This window comes from Streptomyces sp. NPDC002144 (assembly GCF_053593695.1).
The window spans coordinates 1-16929 of record NZ_JBSFDB010000044.1; the positions used below are offsets into that span (position 1 = coordinate 1).

The 16929-nt window shown below is 70.8% G+C and carries 13 protein-coding genes and 1 riboswitch; of the genes, 3 read left to right on the plus strand and 10 right to left on the minus strand.

The features are described from left to right. Positions 1-99 precede the first annotated feature (99 nt). Genes ACWCQ1_RS40875 through ACWCQ1_RS40885 form a run of 3 tightly spaced genes read right to left on the minus strand, consistent with a single transcriptional unit; the run spans position 100 to position 4760 of the window. Entirely contained in the window at positions 100-1290 is a 1191-nt protein-coding gene (locus tag ACWCQ1_RS40875) for an alkaline phosphatase family protein (protein WP_358604806.1), read from the minus strand. A 1-nt stretch (position 1291) separates the two neighbouring features. Beyond that, positions 1292-1888 carry a DUF5998 family protein gene (locus tag ACWCQ1_RS40880; RefSeq protein ID WP_133046220.1) on the minus strand — a complete coding sequence of 199 codons (597 nt, stop codon included), beginning with the start codon at positions 1886-1888 and terminating at the stop codon, positions 1292-1294. 43 nt (positions 1889-1931) lie between these two features. Beyond that, on the minus strand, positions 1932-4760 hold the full coding sequence (locus ACWCQ1_RS40885; protein ID WP_358604809.1) for a bifunctional acetate--CoA ligase family protein/GNAT family N-acetyltransferase: 2829 nt from the start codon (positions 4758-4760) through the stop codon (positions 1932-1934). A gap of 196 nt (positions 4761-4956) precedes the next feature. On the opposite strand from ACWCQ1_RS40885, the gene ACWCQ1_RS40890 reads away from it, so the two are divergent. Beyond that, entirely contained in the window at positions 4957-5238 is a 282-nt protein-coding gene (locus ACWCQ1_RS40890) for an HPr family phosphocarrier protein (protein ID WP_107907491.1), read from the plus strand. Positions 5239-5377: 139 nt separating this feature from the next. Here the strand turns inward: ACWCQ1_RS40890 and ACWCQ1_RS40895 are convergent, their stop codons facing one another. From ACWCQ1_RS40895 to ACWCQ1_RS40910, 4 genes are all read right to left on the minus strand, one after another. After that, positions 5378-6070, minus strand: a complete 693-nt coding sequence (locus ACWCQ1_RS40895) for a GntR family transcriptional regulator (RefSeq protein WP_358604812.1) — start codon at positions 6068-6070, stop codon at positions 5378-5380. 188 nt (positions 6071-6258) lie between these two features. Beyond that, entirely contained in the window at positions 6259-7032 is a 774-nt protein-coding gene (locus ACWCQ1_RS40900; RefSeq protein WP_451028729.1) for a M23 family metallopeptidase, read from the minus strand. A 12-nt stretch (positions 7033-7044) separates the two neighbouring features. Further along, positions 7045-7209, minus strand: a riboswitch (cyclic di-AMP (ydaO/yuaA leader). Positions 7210-7432: 223 nt separating this feature from the next. Then, positions 7433-8821, minus strand: a complete 1389-nt coding sequence (locus ACWCQ1_RS40905) for a M16 family metallopeptidase (RefSeq protein ID WP_358604817.1) — start codon at positions 8819-8821, stop codon at positions 7433-7435. Further along, positions 8818-10212 (minus strand): M16 family metallopeptidase, encoded by a 1395-nt coding sequence (locus ACWCQ1_RS40910; RefSeq protein WP_133046131.1) that lies wholly within the window; start codon positions 10210-10212, stop codon positions 8818-8820. Before ACWCQ1_RS40910 ends, ACWCQ1_RS40905 begins: the two co-directional genes overlap by 4 nt. 318 nt (positions 10213-10530) lie before the next feature. Here ACWCQ1_RS40910 and ACWCQ1_RS40915 point away from each other — a divergent pair, with 318 nt between their 5' ends. Next, positions 10531-12987 carry a DNA gyrase/topoisomerase IV subunit A gene (locus ACWCQ1_RS40915; protein WP_451028730.1) on the plus strand — a complete coding sequence of 819 codons (2457 nt, stop codon included), beginning with the start codon at positions 10531-10533 and terminating at the stop codon, positions 12985-12987. Here ACWCQ1_RS40915 and ACWCQ1_RS40920 read toward each other — a convergent pair. After that, a complete protein-coding gene (locus ACWCQ1_RS40920) occupies positions 12984-14105 on the minus strand; it encodes a CobW family GTP-binding protein (protein ID WP_451028731.1) in 1122 nt (373 codons plus the stop codon). The two genes, ACWCQ1_RS40915 and ACWCQ1_RS40920, sit on opposite strands and share 4 nt — an antisense overlap. Before the next feature lie 322 nt (positions 14106-14427). Between ACWCQ1_RS40920 and ACWCQ1_RS40925 the strand changes: the two genes are divergently transcribed. Further along, positions 14428-14994 (plus strand): DUF6082 family protein, encoded by a 567-nt coding sequence (locus tag ACWCQ1_RS40925; RefSeq protein WP_358604826.1) that lies wholly within the window; start codon positions 14428-14430, stop codon positions 14992-14994. A 60-nt stretch (positions 14995-15054) separates the two neighbouring features. On the opposite strand, the gene ACWCQ1_RS40930 is transcribed toward ACWCQ1_RS40925, so the two are convergent. Beyond that, positions 15055-15294, minus strand: coding sequence for a hypothetical protein (locus ACWCQ1_RS40930; protein ID WP_356761790.1), 240 nt, complete (start codon positions 15292-15294; stop codon positions 15055-15057). Between the two features lie 354 nt (positions 15295-15648). After that, positions 15649-16830: a citrate synthase/methylcitrate synthase gene (locus tag ACWCQ1_RS40935; protein WP_358604829.1), complete on the minus strand. Its 1182-nt coding sequence runs from the start codon at positions 16828-16830 to the stop codon at positions 15649-15651. Positions 16831-16929: the final 99 nt, after the last annotated feature.

Below are 16929 nucleotides of genomic sequence, written 5' to 3' on the forward strand. Positions count from 1 at the left end.
GCCAGGGTCGACTTCCCGCAGTCCATCGTTCCGGAGAAGAACACCAGCTCGGGCATGGGTGGTTGAGCACCTTTCGGCGAACGGGACGGGGTACGGGCTTCAGGAGCGTACTTCGAGCAGGGGGACCAGCTGTTCGGCAGGGGTCATCGAACCGTGGTTGCCGACCATCGCCGACTCCTTCGGCTCCCGCTCGGACGCGATGATCAGGACGTCGTCCCGCGCGGCCGCGACGACGTCACCGAGGCGGGCGTACACCCGTTCGTCGATCCGCGGTCCGAACCAGCCCGCCGCGATGGCCTCGTCGCGCGAGGCCACCCAGAACTGCTCGCCGAGCACCTCGCGCCAGCAGGTCAGGACGTCGTTCTGGGCGCCTGGGACGGCGTAGACGTGCCGGGCGCGGCCCTCGCCGCCCAGCAGGGCCACTCCGGCACGCAGCTCCCAGTCCTCGTCGAAGTCGATGCGGTGCTGCTCGTCGAAGGGCACGTCGACCATGCCGTGGTCGGCGGTGACGTACAGCGCGCTGCGCGGCGGGAGTTGCTCGGCCAGGCGCTGGACGAGCCGGTCGACGTGCATGAGCTGGCCGCGCCAGGTGTCGGAGTCGACGCCGTAGCGGTGGCCCGCGCCGTCCAGTTCGGCGTAGTAGGTGTAGACCAAGGAGCGGTCGCCGGCGGCCAGTTGTTCGGCCGCGACGTCCATGCGGTCCTCTCCGGACAGCCTGCCGAGGAACGTTCCGCCGCTGAGCGCGACCTTGGTCAGCGGGGTGCTCTCGAAGGTCGGCGAGGACACCTGGGCCGCGTGCACGCCGGCCTGGTGGGCCAGCTGGAAGACGGTGGGGTAGGGCTGCCAGACCTGCGGTGCGGTCCAGGGCTGCCAGCGCAGCTGGTTCATCAGCTCGCCGGTGGCCGGATCGCGCACGGTGTAGCCGGGCAGGCCGTGCGCGCCGGGCGGCAGGCCGGTGCCGATGGAGGCGAGGGAGGTGGCGGTGGTCGCCGGGTAGCCGGTGGTCAGGGGGCGTCCGGTGCCGCCGCGCGAGCTGCCGAGCAGCGAGGTCAGGAAGGGCGCCTCGTCCGAGTGTGCCTTCAGCTGCTCCCAGCCGAGCCCGTCGATCAGGAACACGCAGTTCCGGTCGGCGGGCGTCAGCTCGGCGATCGCGGCCGTCGTGTCCGGTACGCCCATGCCGGCGGCCAGGGTCGGCAGGAGGTCGGCGAGGGAGCCGCTGCCGTACTCGGGCAGGGGCGCGGAGTCGACGGAGAGGGGCTCGGGGTGGGCGTCCCAGGGGGCGTGGACCATCTCAGCGGGTGATGTCCGCGGTCGCCTCGGAGAGGGACTGCGCGAAGGCGAGGGCCTGGCGCACGGTCTCCGGGCCGTCCCCCGCCTCGCTGACCCGCAGGCTGAGGTCGTCGGCGGTGGAGCTGCCGGTGTAGCCGTGGTCGGCCTCGCAGTTGGGGTCTCCGCAGGCGGCGGGCTCGAGGTCGATGCGGGAGACGGCGCCCCAGCCGATGGTCAGCACGACCTCGCGGGGCAGGGTGCCCGGCGCGTACTGCTCGGGGTTGGCGACCACCCGGCTGACCACGACCGACGAGATCCGGCCGAGCTTCACCGACTCCGTCGACGTCGTGGCGTACGGCGTCGGGGATGTGCTGTCGGCGGCCTGCTCGTCGGTGTGGCTGACGATGAAGCGGTTGCCGGTGAGGACGAGCACGGTCACGTGCCGCCGCACCTCGTTCTGGTCGAACGTCGTCTCCTGGTGGACCAGGTACGACCGGATGGGCTCGCCGCCCACGGCGGCCTCCACCGCCTCGGCCACGAGGGCCGGGTAGTAGCCGCTGCGCTCGATCGCCGCACGCAGCCCCTGGGTCGTCGTACTGGTCTTGGCCATGGCGTCCATCCTACGGGGGCGCACTGACTGCGAGGCACCGCTCAGGGGTGGTTCAGTACACCGGAAGCGTGCGCGGGCCGAGGTCGTCGCGGGCGGGCGGGGGCGCGAGGCGCACGGAGGCGCCGAGAACGCTCAGGCCACGCGGGGCGACGACGACCGGCTCCAGGGTGATCGCGACGACCTCGGGGTGGTCGTCGACGAGCCGGGACACGCGCAGCAGCAGTTCCTCCAGCGCAGGCGTGTCGACGGGGGTCGAGCCGCGCCAGCCGAACAGGAGCGGGGCCGTCCGGATCGACCGGATCAGGGAGGTCGCGTCGCGGTCGGTGACCGGGACCAGCCGGTGCGCCATGTCGTCGAGCAGCTGGGAGGCCGCCCCGGCCAGCCCGAAGGACAGCACGGCGCCGGCGGCCGGGTCGATGACGGCCCGTACGACCGTGTCGACGCCCCGGGGTGCCATCGACTGCACGACCGGCCGCAGCTCCTCCGGCTTGCCGAACAGGCCGGTCAACTCGGCGTAGGCCCGGCGCAGTTGCTCCTCGTCCGCCAGGTCCAGCCGGACGCCGCCCAGGTCGGCGCGGTGGCGCAGGTGCGGGGCGGTGGCCTTCAGGGCGACGGGGTAGCCGAGCTCGCCGGCGGCCCGCACGGCGTCGTCCGGGGTGAACGCGGGGGTCGCCCGGTGGACGGCGATTCCGTAGCGCCCGAGCAGCTCGCAGGTCTCCTCGGTGCCCAGGGTGAGGCCCTGCCCGCGCGCGAGCATGCCGTCGATGAGGCGGGCGGCACCCTTCTCGTCGATGTCGTCGTACTCGGGCACCCTGCCGGGCTCGGCGGCCTCGCGCCGCCACTGCGCGTACTTCACGGCCTCGGCGAGGGCCCGGACCGCGCGTTCGGCGGCGGGGTAGGCCGGGATGAGCCGGGGGGTGGTGTCGGGGGCGGCGGGCTGCCGGGCGGGGACCGGGGCGGGCAGTTGCTGCGAGGGGCGCAGCCTGCGGGTTCCGGTGGCCGCGGCATCCGGCTCGGGCGCGGTGCCGGCCGCCGCCGACAGCGCCTCCGCAAGCCCGCCGAGTTCCACGTGCACGACGAGGACCGGCTTGCCGGGGACCTGGTCGGCGGCCGACTGCAGCGCCCGGGCCAGTTCCGCGTCGGCCACGGAGGCCTCGCCGATGGCCGGGATGGCGGTCACGACCACCGCGTCGCAGGAGTCGTCCCCGAGGGCCCGCAGCAGAGCCGCGTGGAAGTCGCCGGCCGTGGCGCCGGTGGTCAGGTCGATCGGGCGGTGCGGCCGGAGCCCCTCGGAGAGACAGGCGTCGTACGTCAGCAGCCCCAGGGACTCGGAGTTGCCCAGGATCGCCACCCGGGGTCCGCTCGGCAGCGGCTGGCGGGCGAGCAGCAGACCCGCGTCGACCAGCTCCGTGATGGTGTCGACCCGGATCACCCCGGCCTGCCTGAGCAGCACGGACACCGTCGCGTGCGGCAGCCGCGTCGCCCGTACGGCGTGCCCCTGCGGTGCGGAACCGGCGCCCTGGACGACGACCAGCGGCTTGGCGGCGGCCGTGCGCCGGGCGAGGCGGGTGAACTTGCGGGGGTTGCCGATGGACTCCAGGTACATCAGGACGACGTCGGTGTCCGGGTCGTCGTACCAGTACTGGATGACGTCGTTGCCGGAGACGTCCGCGCGGTTGCCGGAGGAGACGAAGGTGGACACGCCGGTGACGCCCGTGACACCGCCGCCGCGCCGGTGCAGCCGGGACAGCAGGGCGATGCCGATGGCCCCGGACTGGGCGAACAGGCCGATCCGGCCGGCGCGGGGCATCTCGGGGGCGAGGGAGGCGTTGAGCCGTACCTGCGGGGAGGTGTTGATGACGCCGAAGGCGTTCGGGCCGATGATCCGCATGCCGTACGCGCGCGCGTGCCGGACGAGTTCGCGCTGCCGTTCGCGTCCGTCCGGCCCGCTCTCGGCGTAGCCGGCGGAGACGACGACCAGCCCCTGCACGCCGTGCTCGCCGCACTCGGTGACGACCTCGGGGACGTGCTCGGCCGGCACGGCGACGACCGCGAGGTCGACGGGCCCGTCGATGTCCCGCACCGAGCGGTGGGCGGGGACGCCGTCGAGTTCCTTCATGTCCTCGCCGAACGCCTTGTTCACGGCGTACAGCTGTCCGGCGTAGCCCGCGTCCCGGATGTTGTCGAGGATGCCGCGGCCCACGCCGCCGGGGGCACGGCCGGTGCCGACGACGGCGACCGAGCCGGGCGCGAGCAGCCGCCGTACGGACCGCGCCTCGGCGCGCTGCTCCCGCGCGCGTTGGACGGCCAGGGAGCGGTCGGTGGGTTCGAGGTCGAACTCGAGGCGGACGACGCCGTCCTCGAAGCTGCGCTTCTGGGTGTAGCCGGCGTCCGTGAACACCTTGATCATCTTGGTGTTGGCGGGCAGCACCTCGGCGGCGAAGCGGCGGATGCCGCGCTCGCGGGCGACGGCGGCGATGTGCTCCAGGAGGGCGGAGGCGACGCCGCGGCCCTGGTGGGCGTCCTGGACGAGGAAGGCGACCTCGGCCTCGTCGGCCGGCGCCGACGCGGGCGTTCCGTCGGCGCCGATGCGGTCGTAGCGTACGGTGGCGATGAACTCGCCGCCGACCGTGGCCGCGAGTCCCACCCGGTCCACAAAGTCGTGGTGCGTGAAGCGGTGGACGTCCTTCGCGGACAGTCGCGGGTAGGGCGCGAAGAAGCGATAGTACTTCGACTCGTCCGACACCTGCTCGTAGAAGCTGACCAGGCGCTCCGCGTCATCGACGGTGATGGGGCGGATGCGTGCGGTGCCGCCGTCGCGCAGCACCACGTCGGCTTCCCAGTGGGCGGGGTACTCGTGCCGGTCCGACGAGGTCTGCATGGGCCCCAGCGTACGGCTCGCGTCCGACAACGGCGCGAGGCAGTCTGTGGACGACAACCAAGCAGCGCGAGGGACGGACGACGGGCCGAGGCCGCGGCCCGACGACTCACCCCGGAGGGGCGCGAGCCTCTCCGGAGCAGCCTCACGTTGTGGGAAACTGGTCTAGACAACCCTGAACACCGAAGGGCAGCATCACATGGCTGAGCGCCGCGTCAACGTCGGCTGGGCCGAGGGCCTCCACGCCCGCCCCGCTTCCATCTTCGTCCGGGCCACCACGGCCGCAGGTATCCCGGTCACGATCGCCAAGGCCGACGGCAACCCCGTCAACGCGGCCTCCATGCTGGCGGTTCTGGGCCTGGGCGCCCAGGGCGGCGAGGAGATCGTCCTCGCCTCCGACGCCGAGGGCGCGGACGCGGCCCTCGACCGTCTGGCCAAGCTGGTCTCCGAGGGGCTCGAGGAGCTTCCCGAGACCGTCTGACCACGGCACCACGGAAGGGCTCGTCCGAATTTCCGGGCGAGCCCTTCGCATTTTCTGTGCCGGGGGTTCGGAATTCCCGGCGGCGGGCAGCGTGAAATAGCCCCCGCGAATTCTTTCCTCTTTGTATACGGCGTCCGTGTTAATGCCGCAGGCTCGGCATGTTTACGGCATGTTGCGAGTTCCTCACACCGTTCGCCCGCTCCTGGCTCCCGAATCGCAGCCGGTGCGCGGCGGTCGAGCGTTCGGTGTGCAGCGCCGTGACCGCCCGCGCGCGTTCGCCGTCGCCGCGCGCCACGGCGTCGACGATCGCCCCGTGCTCGGCCCAGGACTCCACCGGGTCGGCGGGCGCCTCCACGGCGTACATCCAGGCGATCTTGTGACGCAGCTGGGTCAGCGTCGAGGTCATGGCCTGGCTGCCGGAGGCCTGGGCGAGCGTCTCGTGGAACCAGCCGCCCAGGGAGCGCAGATCCTCGCTGTTGCCCCTCCTGGCCCGCTCCTGGCCCAGTCTGACCAGGCCGCGCAGCACCTTCAGATGGGCCTCGGTGCGGCGCTGGGCGGCCCGGGAGGCGCCGAGCGGCTCCAGCAGCAGGCGCATCTCCAGCAGGTCGGAGGCCTCCTGCTCGGTCGGTTCCGCGACGCACGCGCCCGCGTGCCGCCGGGTCACCACGAAGCCCTCGGCCTCCAGGGTGCGCAGGGCCTCGCGGACGGGGACGCGCGAGACGCCGTAGCGGCGGGCGAGGAGTTCCTCGGTGAGGCGGCTGCCGCGCTCGTAGACACCCGCGACGATGTCGTCCCGGATGGCCGTGCACACCGAGTGCGCCGGAATACGCATGTCCGACCTCCGCCTTAATCCCCGTGAAACGTCGACCATGGACGTGTGTCCAGTGACTCTATTGCAAAGGACGGGAATTTCCGACGGCGGGCCGGAATCCATGGATATTTTTTGGACAGCGGCACGACAGAAACGCGGAAAGCCCCGGCTCGGGGAGCCGGGGCTTCACGGGATCTCGCGATCCTCCGTCAGACGTTCACGCCGTGCGAGCGGAGGTAGGCGACGGGGTCGATGTCGGAGCCGTACTCCGGCGTCGTACGGGCCTCGAAGTGCAGGTGCGGCCCGGTGGTGTTGCCGGTCGAGCCGGACAGGCCGATCTGCTGGCCGGTGACGACCTTCTGGCCGACGGAGACGCCGATGGACGACAGGTGGCCGTACTGGGTGTACGTGCCGTCGTTCATCTTGATCACGATCTGGTTGCCGTACGCACCGCCCCAGCCGGTCTGCACGACGGTGCCGTAGCCGACGGCGTGCACGGCGGTGCCGGTCGCGGCGTGGAAGTCGATGCCGGTGTGGCTGCCCGAGGACCACAGGGAACTGCTGGCCTTGTAGCCCGTGGAGACGTACGAGTTGGAGATCGGGGCGACGAAGGTGTTGAGGCGCTTGCGCTCGGCCTCGCGGGCGGCGCGCTCCTTGGCCTCGCGGGCCTTCTTGGCCTCCGCCTCGGCCTTCTTGCGCGCGGCCTCCTCGGCCGCCTTCTTGCGGGCGGCCATCTCGGCGGCCTGCTTCTGCGCGTCGGCCTGCGCGTCGATCTTGGCGGCGATCGAGTCGCCGATGGTGATGACGGGGGTGAGACCGGTCTGCTCGACGGCGTCGGCCGCGTTGTCGGCGGCGAGCGCGGGGGCCGCGAGGGCGCCGATGACACCGGTGGTGGCGAGAGCCGCGACGCCGGCGGCCCGGGCGGTGGAGCGCTTGATCCGGCTGGGACGACGGTGCTTCCCGGCGGCGCACATGAACGCCATGTACAGGCTGTTCCTTTCCTTCCCTCTCGCCTACCGGGTTAGCTGACGGGTTCGGAGCAGGAAGGTCTCCTACGAGCACCCTCGCTGTGCGCGCGGGCGTCCGATTCACCCCAGGGACTGCGGTGGGTCCCCGGCTCCCCTGGCTCGCGCCGTACGGGGACTCGGCGATGACTGTCCGGTGCCGCGGGTGCGGCGCACTGCCTGACGGACAGCCCGGACGACGCTAAGCGGGGCCGCTTTCAATTCCCAAACGGATCAGGGTGTTTGTAGCGCATCCCACAGGGCAAACGGCCCACTCTCCTTCAAATTTCCTTCAATTGCCGTCAAGGTTCTTCAATTCGGACATAAGAGGGCCCTGGTGACGCTTCCGTCACCAGGGCCCCGCCACGCACGCGTGCCGCTACTCGGCGGACACCACGGTCACTTCACCGATGTTCAGGGCCTCCACGGGGCCCTTGATCTGCGCCGCGTCCCCGACCAGGACGGTCACCAACCGGTCGACGGGGAAGGCGTTCACGACCGCCGCGGTGGCCTCGACGGTGCCGGTCGCGGCGAGCTGCTGGTACAGCGTCGCCTGGTAGTCGTCCGGCAGATGCTGCTCGACCTGGTCGGCCAGCGTGCTCGCGACGGCCGCCGCCGTCTCGTACTTCAGCGGCGCCACCCCGACGAGGTTCTGTACGGCGACGTCCCGCTCGGCGTCCGTGAGGCCGCCCTCGGCGAGCGTGCGCAGCACCTTCCAGAGGTCGTCGAGCGCCGGTCCGGTGTTCGGGGTGTCGACGGAGCCGCTGATGGCGAGCATCGACGCGCCCGTGCCGTCCGGGGCGGAGCGCAGGACCTGGCCGAAGGCCCGTACGCCGTAGGTGTAGCCCTTCTCCTCGCGCAGGACGCGGTCCAGGCGGGAGGTGAGGGTGCCGCCCAGGCAGTACGTGCCGAGGACCTGCGCGGGCCACACGCGGTCGTGCCGGTCGGGCCCGACGCGGCCGATCAGCAGCTGCGTCTGGACGGCGCCGGGACGGTCGACGATGACCACGCGCCCGGTGTCGTCGGCGGTCACCGGAGGCACGGGGCGGGGCTCGGCCCGGGAGCCCGTCCACGCCCCGAGGGTCTCGCCGAGCAGGGCGTCGAGGTCGATCCCGGTGAGGTCGCCGACGACCACCGCGGTGGCCGTCGCGGGCCGGACGTGACGGTCGTAGAAGGCGCGCACGGCCGCCGCGTCGATCTTCTCGACGGTGTCCTCGGTGCCCTGGCGCGGGCGCGACATGCGCGAGGCGGCCGGGAACAGCTCCTTGGAGAGCTCCTTGGCGGCGCGCCGGGAGGGGTTGGCCAGCTCGTGCGGGATCTCGTCGAGGCGGTTGCGGACCAGCCGCTCGACCTCGCTGTCGGCGAACGCGGGCGCCCTGAGGGCATCGGCGAGCAGACCGAGTGCCTTGGCCAGTCGGGAGGCCGGGACCTCCAGGCTGAGCCGGACGCCGGGGTGGTCGGCGTGCGCGTCGAGGGTGGCGCCGCAGCGCTCCAGTTCGGCGGCGAACTCCTCGGCGGAGTGCTTGTCGGTGCCTTCGGAGAAGGCGCGCGCCATGATCGTGGCGACGCCGTCGAAGCCGGCCGGCTCGGCCTCCAGGGGCGCGTCCAGCAGGACCTCCACGGCGACGACCTGCTGGCCGGGGCGGTGGCAGCGCAGCACGGTCAGGCCGTTGTCGAGCGCCCCGCGCGTGGGCGCCGGGAACGCCCAGGGCCGGGCCTCGCCCGCCTGGGGCTGCGGGTGGAACTCCATCGCGGCGAGCTCGGTCACTTGGCCGCCTCCTCGTTCTTGTCGCCGGCTTCGACGGTGGCCTCGGCCTCGGGGTCTTCGGGCGGATCGGCGTCCTCGGCGGCCTCCCCGGAGACCGGCTCGTACACGAGCACCGCGCGGTTGTCGGGGCGCAGGCGGGCCGCGGCGACCTCACGGACCTCCTCCGGGGTCACCTCCAGGACGCGCTTTACGGCGGTCAGGGCGAGCTGCGGGTCGCCGAACAGGACGGCGTAACGGCACAGTTCGTCGGCGCGGCCCGCGACCGTGCCGAGCCGGTCCAGCCACTCGCGCTCCAACTGGGCCTGGGCGCGCTCCATTTCCTCGGCCGTCGGGCCCTCCTCGGCGAACCGGGCGAGCTCCTCGTCGATGGCGGTCTCGATGACCGGGACCTCGACGTCCCCGGAGGTCTTCACGTCCAGCCAGCCCAGGGAGGGCGCCCCGGCGAGCCGCAGCAGCCCGAAGCCGGCCGCGACGGCCGTACGGTCGCGCCGTACCAGCCGGTTGTAGAGGCGGGAGGACTCGCCGCTGCCGAGGACGGTCAGTGCCACGTCGGCCGCGTCGCACGCGCGCGTGCCGTCGTGCGGCAGCCGGTAGGCGGCCATCAACGCGCGCGCGGGCACCTCCTCCTCGACGACCTCGCGCAGCTGCTCGCCGATCACGTCGGGCAGGGTGCCGTCCCGGGGGGCGGGCTTGCCGTCGTGGGAGGGGATGGAGCCGAAGTACTTCTCGACCCAGGCGAGCGTCTGCTCGGGGTCGATGTCGCCGACGACCGACAGCACGGCGTTGTTGGGCGCGTAGTACGTGCGGAAGAACGCGCGCGCGTCCTCCAGCGTCGCCGCGTCCAGGTCGGCCATCGAGCCGATCGGGGTGTGGTGGTAGGGGTGGCCCTCCGGGTAGGCGAGGGCGGTCAGCTTCTCGAAGGCGGTGCCGTACGGGACATTGTCGTAGCGCTGCCGGCGCTCGTTCTTCACGACGTCCCGCTGGTTCTCCATGGACTCGTCGTCCAGGGCGGCCAGCAGGGAGCCCATGCGGTCGGCCTCCAGCCAGAGGGCGAGCTCCAGCTGGTGGGCGGGCATGGTCTCGAAGTAGTTGGTGCGCTCGAAGCTGGTGGTGCCGTTGAGCGAGCCGCCGGCCCCCTGCACCAGCTCGAAGTGGCCGTTGCCCTTCACCTGGCCCGAGCCCTGGAACATCAGATGCTCGAAAAGGTGAGCAAGGCCGGTACGGCCCTTGACTTCGTGGCGCGAGCCGACGTCGTACCAGAGGCACACCGCCGCGACCGGGGTCAGGTGGTCCTCGGAGAGCACCACGCGCAGGCCGTTGGCCAGGCGGTGCTCGGTCGCTGTCAGGCCCCCGGTGCCTGCCTGGTCTGTGGCCGTGTGACCCATGGGCATGTACGTCCCTTCGATCGCCGATGCGGTGGCTGACACCGCGGTTTTGCTGCCGGTCCTGCCACTGTATGCAAGCGTGCGGAGCCGCGGCGAAGTTCCCGGACGACGTACGCCCACAGCGGATCGCGTAGCCTGCGGGCAGCCGCGCCCGATGGTGCCCGCACCGGCGGACCGGACCGCCCGCACCGGGTCCTGGCCCGCGTTGTCAGTGCAGCGGTCCACAATGGTGGCGTCAGATCCCGTTCATGCTTCAGCAAGCGTGAGCCGAAGGGGCCGTGAGCGACCCGTAGGCGAGCGACCAGAAAAGAGGAGCCGGCAGCGATGGCCCGCCGCAGCACGAAGACCCCGCCGCCCGACGACTCGTTCGAGGAGCGCATCCTCGACATCGACGTCGTCGACGAGATGCAGGGCTCCTTCCTCGAGTACGCGTACTCGGTCATCTACTCCCGCGCCCTGCCCGACGCCCGCGACGGCCTCAAGCCGGTGCACCGGCGCATCGTCTACCAGATGAACGAGATGGGCCTGCGCCCCGACCGCGGCTATGTGAAGTGCGCGCGCGTGGTCGGCGAGGTCATGGGCAAGCTGCACCCGCACGGCGACGCGTCGATCTACGACGCCCTGGTGCGCATGGCCCAGCCCTTCTCCATGCGCGTGCCGCTCGTCGACGGCCACGGCAACTTCGGCTCGCTGGGCAACGACGACCCGCCCGCCGCCATGCGGTACACCGAGTGCCGCCAGGCGCAGGCGACGAGCCTGATGACGGAGTCGATCGACGAGGACACGGTCGACTTCGCCCCGAACTACGACGGCCAGGAGCAGGAGCCGGTCGCCCTGCCCGCCGCCTTCCCGAACCTGCTGGTCAACGGCGCCTCGGGCATCGCGGTCGGTATGGCGACGAACATGCCGCCGCACAACCTCGGCGAGGTGATCGCGGCCGCCCGCCACCTGATCCGCTACCCGAACGCGGACCTGGACACCCTGATGAAGCACGTCCCGGGCCCCGACCTGCCCACCGGCGGCCGCATCGTGGGGCTCTCCGGCATCCGGGACGCGTACGAGACGGGCCGCGGCACCTTCAAGATGCGCGCCACCGTCGAGGTGGAGACCGTCACCGCCCGCCGCAAGGGCCTGATCGTCACCGAACTGCCCTTCACGGTCGGTCCGGAGAAGGTGATCGCCAAGATCAAGGACCTGGTCGGTTCGAAGAAGATCCAGGGCATCGCCGACGTCAAGGACCTCACCGACCGCGCGCACGGCCTGCGCCTGGTCATCGAGATCAAGAACGGCTTCGTGCCGGAGGCCGTCCTGGAGCAGCTGTACAAGCTGACGCCCATGGAGGAGTCCTTCGGCATCAACAACGTCGCCCTGGTGGACGGCCAGCCGCTCACCCTCGGCCTCAAGGAGCTCCTGGAGGTCTACCTCGACCACCGCTTCGACGTCGTCCGGCGCCGCAGCGAGTTCCGCCGCACCAAGCGCCGCGACCGGCTGCACCTGGTGGAGGGCCTGCTCACGGCCCTGGTCGACATCGACGAGGTCATCCGGCTGATCCGCTCCAGCGAGAACAGCGCGCAGGCCAAGGAACTCCTGATGGAGCGCTTCTCGCTCTCGGAGATCCAGACCCAGTACATCCTCGACACGCCGCTGCGCCGCCTCACCAAGTACGACCGCATCGAGCTGGAGTCGGAGAAGGAGCGGCTCAACACGGAGATCGCGGAGCTGACCCGGATCCTGGACTCGGACGCGGAGCTGCGCAAGCTGGTCTCCAACGAACTGGCGCAGGTGGCCAAGAAGTTCGGCACCGAGCGCCGTACGGTCCTGCTGGAGTCCTCCGGCGCCACGGCCGCCGCCGTACCGCTGCAGGTCGCGGACGACCCGTGCCGGGTGCTGCTCTCCTCGACCGGTCTGCTGGCCCGCACGGCGAACGGCGAGCCCTTCCCGGAGGACGCCGACGGCAGGCGCGTGAAGCACGACGTGATCGTCTCCGCGGTCCCGGCCACGGCCCGCGGAGAGATCGGCGCCGTGACGTCCACCGGCCGTCTGCTGCGGATCAACGTCGTCGACCTCCCGCAGCTGCCGGAGACGGCGTCGGCCCCGAACCTCGCGGGCGGAGCCCCCCTGTCGGAGTTCCTCTCCCTGGAGGACGACGAGACGGTGGTCTGCCTGACCACCCTCGACGAGTCCTCACCCGGTCTGGCCCTCGGCACCGAGCAGGGCGTCGTCAAGCGTGTGGTCCCCGACTACCCGTCCAACAAGGAGGAGTTGGAGGTCATCACCCTCAAGGAGGGCGACCGGATCGTCGGCGCGGTGGAGCTGCGCACCGGCGAGGAGGACCTGGTCTTCATCACGGACGACGCCCAGCTGCTGCGCTACCAGGCCGCCCAGGTGCGTCCGCAGGGCCGTCCGGCGGGCGGCATGACGGGCATCAAGCTCGCCGACGGCGCGAAGGTCATCTGCTTCACGGCGGTGGACCCGGCGGCGGACGCGGTGGTCTTCACGGTGGCGGGCTCCCGCGGCACGCTCGACGACTCGGTCCAGACGACGGCCAAGCTGACCCCCTTCGACCAGTACCCGCGCAAGGGCCGCGCCACCGGCGGTGTCCGCTGCCAGCGGTTCCTCAAGGGCGAGGACTGCCTGTCCCTGGCCTGGGCGGGCGCCACACCGGCCAAGGCGGCCCAGAAGAACGGCACCCCCGCCGACCTGCCGGAGATCGACCCGCGCCGCGACGGCTCGGGCGTGTCCCTGCCGAAGACGGTGGCCGTGGTGGCGGGCCCGGTCTAGAACGCGGGGTCCTGCTCGCCGGGATCCTGGACGTACCGCAGGACGCCCCACATGCCGTGCTCGTCGGCGGTGTGCGGGGCGTCGCTCGTACAGGCCTCCAGCTCCTTGCGGAGGGCGGGCGCGTCGATGCCGGAGCCGATGAGGACGAGCTGGGTGAGGCGTGGGGAGCCGGCCGGCCACGGCTCCGGGTAGAACCGCAGGAAGCGCCCCACGGCGTGCACGGCGTAACGGTTGCGGACGTCGTACGCGCCGAAGTCGACGTACCCCTTGATCCGGTACAGCCCCGCGGGCCGGCTGTCGAGGAACGCCATCAGCCGGCGGGGGTCCATGGGCGTTTCGGGGGCGAAGGAGAGGCTGTCGTACCCGACGTGAAGATGCGCGGCGTGCCCGTGCTCGTCGTGTCCGTCCTCGCCGTGCCCGCCCTCCCCGTGTCCGTGCTCGTCGTGCCCGTGCTCGTCGTGTTCGTGCAGGTCGTCGAAGGAGAGCTGCCCGACGCGCTCCTCGCTCGGCCGGCAGTCGAAGAGGAATTCGGGGTCGACGCGGCCGTAGGTGGCCGCCACGACGGCGGCGCGATCGACGAGCGACCGAACGAGCCGCAGAACCCTCTGCCCCTCTTCCTCCGCCCGGTCGATCTTGTTGACGACGACGAGATCGGCGAGGGCGAGATGCCGGTCGATCGCAGGATGCCTGGCGCGGGTGTCGTCGAACTCGGCGGCGTCGACGACCTCGACGAGCCCGCCGTACACGATCCCCGGATGCTCGGAGGCCAGCACCATCCGCACCAGTTCCTGGGGCTCGGCGAGCCCGCTGGCCTCGATGACGATGACGTCGATGCCGGCGGAGGGCGCGGCCAGCCGGTCGAGATAGCCGTCGAGTTCGCTGACGTCGACGGCGCAGCACAGGCAGCCGTTGCCGAGTGAGACGGTCGAGTCGCCGAGGGCCCCGGCCACGGCCATCGCGTCGATCTCGATGGCCCCGAAGTCGTTGACGATCGCCCCGATCCGACTGCCTCCGCTGCGGTGCAGCAGATGGTTGAGGAGCGTGGTCTTCCCCGAGCCGAGGAATCCGGCGAGTACGACCACCGGGATCTGCCGATGTCCGGGGCTCGGCTGACGCAACGTACGACCTCTTTCACACTGCCGTGTGCGCCGGATCGCGCTGGCGGCGCACGTACGAGGTTTGAATGCCGGATCAGGATACGAGCCGGAAGAATCACTGCGAAGTGAACGATTGTTAGCAGCACTTGCGGGGCAGACGTTGGGGAAGGCGCCGGAGTGTGCGACCCTCGCTTCCCTCCGTGCGCCTCCTCTCCGCCTCCCCCGCCGATCAGAGCCGCTCGGCACCCTGGGAGACGGCAAGCGCCGCCCACCGCTCGCCGGTCCCCTCCAGTCGACCCGCACCCCGACGACCGGCGGACGGCCGCCTGACTCGGGGGTTGACATGGCCACACAGAAGTTCGGTCCGCGGGGACTGAGGTGCACTGTCGCACTCTGCATAGGTGTCGCGGCGGGGGGTCTAGCCACCCTGGCGGCACAGCACCAGTCGCTGAAGGTGCTGCGCGCACGCCTGGAACACCTGGAACGGACCGCACACACCCAGCAAGCCGCGAACCTCGCCACTCAGCAGCGACAGCACTGGGAGTTGCTGAGCAAGGCGATCGACGATCCAGAGCTCGCCGAGGTCCTGGACCTCTACGAACCACCCGTCTCCCCCAAGCAGCGCCGTCAGTACCTGTTCGCCAACGCGCTCTACACCAATCTGCTTCTGTACTACCGCATCGGCAATCTGAGCAGGGACGAGTTCTTCAAGCACGTCCGGGGAATGCTCCAGAATCCGATTGTCAGGGAGTACTGGTACGCCACACAGCAGCATCGGGCGAGTCTCGCGGACACCGACGAAGCCGAACTCGGCCTGCTAGTGGACGACCTGCTCCGTCAACTCGAGGACGCGGACACCGAGGAGTGGTGGGTGGTGGGGGAGCCGCCGGGCGAGTCGAGTGGACCTTGACATCGCAAGCCGGTCCGAAGCGGAGGTGTGCCGCCCGGACCGGCTTTTATCGAAACCGACCTAGGCGTCCGGGATGTCCGTCTTCGCCTTGACTAGAGTCTCGCGAGTGATCACGACAATGCGCTCATAGTCAGCACGGGCCGCATCGGGCGGAAGCTGAGATTCCAGCGAATCGGTCATATCCTTGCCGATTACGGCGAAATCCCCGTTCGCCAATTCGAAGATATCGGGGCAGGTGGCCCCCGTGGTGCTACCTCGATAGCGTGGAGCCACGCCAAGGCGGCGAACGATCTGACTCACTGTTGAATTCCCTTTGGTCTCAGACACTCACAAGGCACGCAAGCACCTGCGCACGCTGCTCGCGTGCGCGGTGGCATCCTTGCAGGTCTGAGCGCGAACTCGATCACACAGGTCCCGCGCCCCACCGCATGACGCCGGGCAGACCACTCGGGTAGACCACCGACGGTGCCCACCGTAGTCAACACTCACGTACCGCACCGGGGTGCGCCCATTTATGACTTCGTTACCATCAATGGTGAGTGAGGCCCGCATAGTCATCGAATGAACACCCTCACAAGGGTGATGGAAGTCGGCGAAACCTACATTTTCGAGCACACCGAGAGGCAAGGGCTCCAGACGGGCGCAAGGCCTCAGTCAGGTCACCGGCACCGCCACCGGCGCCCCCGGCCCCACATACCGCGCCGCCGGCCTGATGATCTTTCGGTCCTGGGCCTGTTCGAGGATGTTCGCGCTCCAGCCCACCACCCGCGCCGCCGCGAAGGTCGGTGTGAACATCTCGCGGGGCAGCCCGCACAGTTCCATGACCACGCCCGCGTAGAACTCGACGTTCGTGTGGAGTTCGCGACCGGGCTTCAGCTCCGCCAGTATCGCCTCCACCCGGCGCTCGACCTCCACCGCGAACTCCACGCGAGGACCGCCGAAGCTCCGGGCCACTTCACGGAGCATCCGGGAACGCGGGTCCTCCGTGCGATACACGGCGTGCCCGAATCCCATGATGCGGTCGCCGGCGAGGACCCGTTCCCGGATCCAGGGGTCGATCCGGTCGGGCGTGCCGATCGCGTCCAGTGTGTCCAGCGCCCGGCTGGGAGCACCGCCGTGAAGCGGCCCCGAGAGCGCCCCCACCGCTCCGACCAGGCAAGCCGCCACATCCGCCCCGGTCGACGCGATGACACGCCCGGTGAAGGTTGACGCGTTGAAACCGTGGTCAATGGTTGAGATCAGGTATTGCTCGACCGCCCGCGCCCGCCTCGCGTCCGGTTCCGAACCCGTCAGCATGTAGAGGTAGTTCGCCGCGAACGACAGGTCGTCCCGCGGCTCCACCGGTTCCAGCCCCCGGCCCAGCCGGTGGAGCGCCGTCAGCAGGGTCGGTACGGCGGCGGCCGCGGCCAGCGTGTCGCGCCGCCGCTCGTCCGCGTCGATGTCGTACACCGGCCGGAACCCCTTCGCCGCCCCGAGCAGCGACAGCGCGGTACGCATGCCGGCCAGCGGACCGGACCGTCCGCTCGCGGCCGCGATCGCGGGCAGCACCTCCCGCACCTCGTCGGGCAGCCGGCGCAGCGCCGCCGTCTCGGCCGCGAAGGCCGTACGCCGTGCCGCGTCCGGCAGATCGCCATGGACCAGGAGATGCCAGACGTCCTCGAAGCCGCGGGTCTGCGCGAGTTCGACGGCCGAGTACTGGCGGTAGTGGTAGAAGCCCTCCAGCCCCCGGACATCCCCGATCTCGGTATCGGTGACGACGACGCCGGCGAGGCCGCGAGGTACGGCGACGGTGGCCGCTGATGACCTGTTGACGGACTTGACGGACTTGACGGACATGATTTTCCTCCTTGTACTTGATTTAACTGTCCACGCTTGACTCAATCTCTGTCAATATTGATTGAATCAACTCATTCACCACCACGGATCAATTCAGGC

What these genes read in the sequence shown, in the direction of transcription:
- ACWCQ1_RS40875 (WP_358604806.1), bottom strand. Translation starts at nt 1,290, where the DNA reads ATGGTCCACGCCCCCTGGGACGCCCACCCCGAGCCCCTCTCCGTCGAC.
- ACWCQ1_RS40880 (WP_133046220.1), bottom strand. Translation starts at nt 1,888, where the DNA reads ATGGACGCCATGGCCAAGACCAGTACGACGACCCAGGGGCTGCGTGCG.
- ACWCQ1_RS40885 (WP_358604809.1), bottom strand. Translation starts at nt 4,760, where the DNA reads ATGCAGACCTCGTCGGACCGGCACGAGTACCCCGCCCACTGGGAAGCC.
- ACWCQ1_RS40890 (WP_107907491.1), top strand. Translation starts at nt 4,957, where the DNA reads ATGGCTGAGCGCCGCGTCAACGTCGGCTGGGCCGAGGGCCTCCACGCC.
- ACWCQ1_RS40895 (WP_358604812.1), bottom strand. Translation starts at nt 6,070, where the DNA reads ATGCGTATTCCGGCGCACTCGGTGTGCACGGCCATCCGGGACGACATC.
- ACWCQ1_RS40900 (WP_451028729.1), bottom strand. Translation starts at nt 7,032, where the DNA reads ATGGCGTTCATGTGCGCCGCCGGGAAGCACCGTCGTCCCAGCCGGATC.
- ACWCQ1_RS40910 (WP_133046131.1), bottom strand. Translation starts at nt 10,212, where the DNA reads ATGCCCATGGGTCACACGGCCACAGACCAGGCAGGCACCGGGGGCCTG.
- ACWCQ1_RS40915 (WP_451028730.1), top strand. Translation starts at nt 10,531, where the DNA reads ATGGCCCGCCGCAGCACGAAGACCCCGCCGCCCGACGACTCGTTCGAG.
- ACWCQ1_RS40925 (WP_358604826.1), top strand. Translation starts at nt 14,428, where the DNA reads ATGGCCACACAGAAGTTCGGTCCGCGGGGACTGAGGTGCACTGTCGCA.
- ACWCQ1_RS40935 (WP_358604829.1), bottom strand. Translation starts at nt 16,830, where the DNA reads ATGTCCGTCAAGTCCGTCAAGTCCGTCAACAGGTCATCAGCGGCCACC.